The 1,720-nt window shown below is 77.9% G+C and carries 1 protein-coding gene; it reads left to right on the top strand.

The features are described 5' to 3' along the window. Positions 1–1,712 (top strand): outer membrane protein assembly factor BamB family protein (locus ACFP3V_RS26670; protein ID WP_380588553.1); only part of this gene is annotated, 1,712 nt, incomplete at its 5' end. Positions 1,713–1,720: the final 8 nt, after the last annotated feature.

Here is a 1,720-nt window from a genome sequence, read left to right as displayed (position 1 = left end):
CCGCCGGGGGCGGGCCGGCCCCCGCGTACCCCGGCCACGGCCCCTACCCGAGCACCACCGGCCCGGCCGGAGGCCGAGGCCAGGGCAGCCGACCCGACGCCGGCGGCGGTCATCCCGGCACCGACGGGCCCGCCGCAGGCCGGTCCGCCGAGCCTGGGCCGACCGGGCGCGCGCCGGGGAGCCCGGGGGCCGATCCCGCTACCGGCGGGCAGCTGACACCGGGTCAGCCCGCCGCAGGCGCGGGCGCGGGGGCGTACTCGGGGGCCGTCGGCGGACGGGTGGACCCCGCGTTGCCCGGCCACGGCCCGTACCGGGGAACCACCGGCCCCGCCGCAGGCGAGGACAGCGGGGTCGGGGCGGTCGCCGGTACGCAGGCGTACCACGGTGGCTCGGGGCCCGCCGAAGGCGGAGGGGCCCGGGAGACCGCGTCCGGGCAGGTGCGGCTGGCGGGCGCGGCGACGCCGATCGGGCCGGGGGTGCGGGTCGTCGCGCCCGCGGTCGAGGAGCCCGTCGCGCCCGCGGCCACCGGCTGGGTCCGCCGCGGCGCCCGCTCCGCCCCCGTCGATCCCGTCGTCACCGGGGCTTCCACCGGCTCCGCCGCCCCGCCCGCGGCGGAGAGCGGGTGGCGGCCGTGGCGCTTCCGCATGCAGCACGACGTGTGGGGTGCGCCGGTCGTCGCCGAAGGCGCCCTGTTCCTCGCCAGTTTCGAGGTGCACGCCTTCGACATCGCCACCGGCCGCCGCCGCTTCAAGAGCCGGGATGTCGCGTGGGCCATGGTCTACGCCGACGGCAGGGTGCACGCCGCCGACGGACAGAACCTGTTCACCCTGCACGGCGGCGACGGCAGCGAGCGCTGGCGCGCTGTCCTGCCGGGCTGGACGTATTCGCTGGACGCCGCCGGCGGCGTCCTCGTCGCGGGCACCCGCGGCGGCGGCGTGCACGTGCGCTCCGCGATCGACGGCAGCGAACTGTGGAGCGCCGCCGACGCTCAGCAGCGGTACGAGAACCCCGCCTGCGGCCCCTCCGTCCTCGGCGACGCCGTCTACTACTACGGCGAAGGCCGCCTGCACTCGCTGGAGCTGACGTCGGGTCAGCGCCAGTGGAGCCACCCGGTCGGCGAGGACGTGCCCTCACGCCCGCTGCTGCACGCCCGCACGCTCTACGTCGCCAACGGCGCGGGCGTGGTGGCGCTGGACGAGACCAGCGGGCAGGAGCGCTGGCGCTTCGACGCGCCGGCCGTGCTGTTCACGTCGCCCGTGACGGCCGGTCAACTCGTCTATGTGGCCGACTACCTGGGCGCGGTCTTCGCGCTCGACGCGGTCACCGGCGCGGTGGTCTGGACGGCGCAGACCGGGCGGCGCCAAGGCGCGGACAAGGTGGTCGTCACGGACGGCATCGCGCTCGTCGGCGCGGGGGACACCCTCTACGCCTTCGACGCCGCGCTCGGGGAGGAGCGCTGGCGCTACTCCGCGCGCGGCGAGCTCGCGGGCGCGCCGGCCGCCGACGGCGGCCTGGTGCACGTGGGCAGCCGCGACCGCTCGCTGCACACGCTGGATCTGACGACGGGTCGGCTGCGCTGGAAGCTGGACACCGGGGGCGAGATCGCCGGCTCCCCGGTGGCCGCGGAGGGCCGGGTCTTCGCCTGCAGCAAGGACCACTGCGTCTACGCGCTCGACGCCCTGCTGGGGACGGCCACCGCCGGCAACGGCTGAACCGGCGG

Source organism: Streptacidiphilus monticola (genome assembly GCF_042658505.1).
Classification (GTDB): Bacteria; Actinomycetota; Actinomycetes; order Streptomycetales; family Streptomycetaceae; genus Streptacidiphilus; species Streptacidiphilus monticola.
This window is presented reverse-complemented; position numbering and strand designations above follow the sequence as displayed.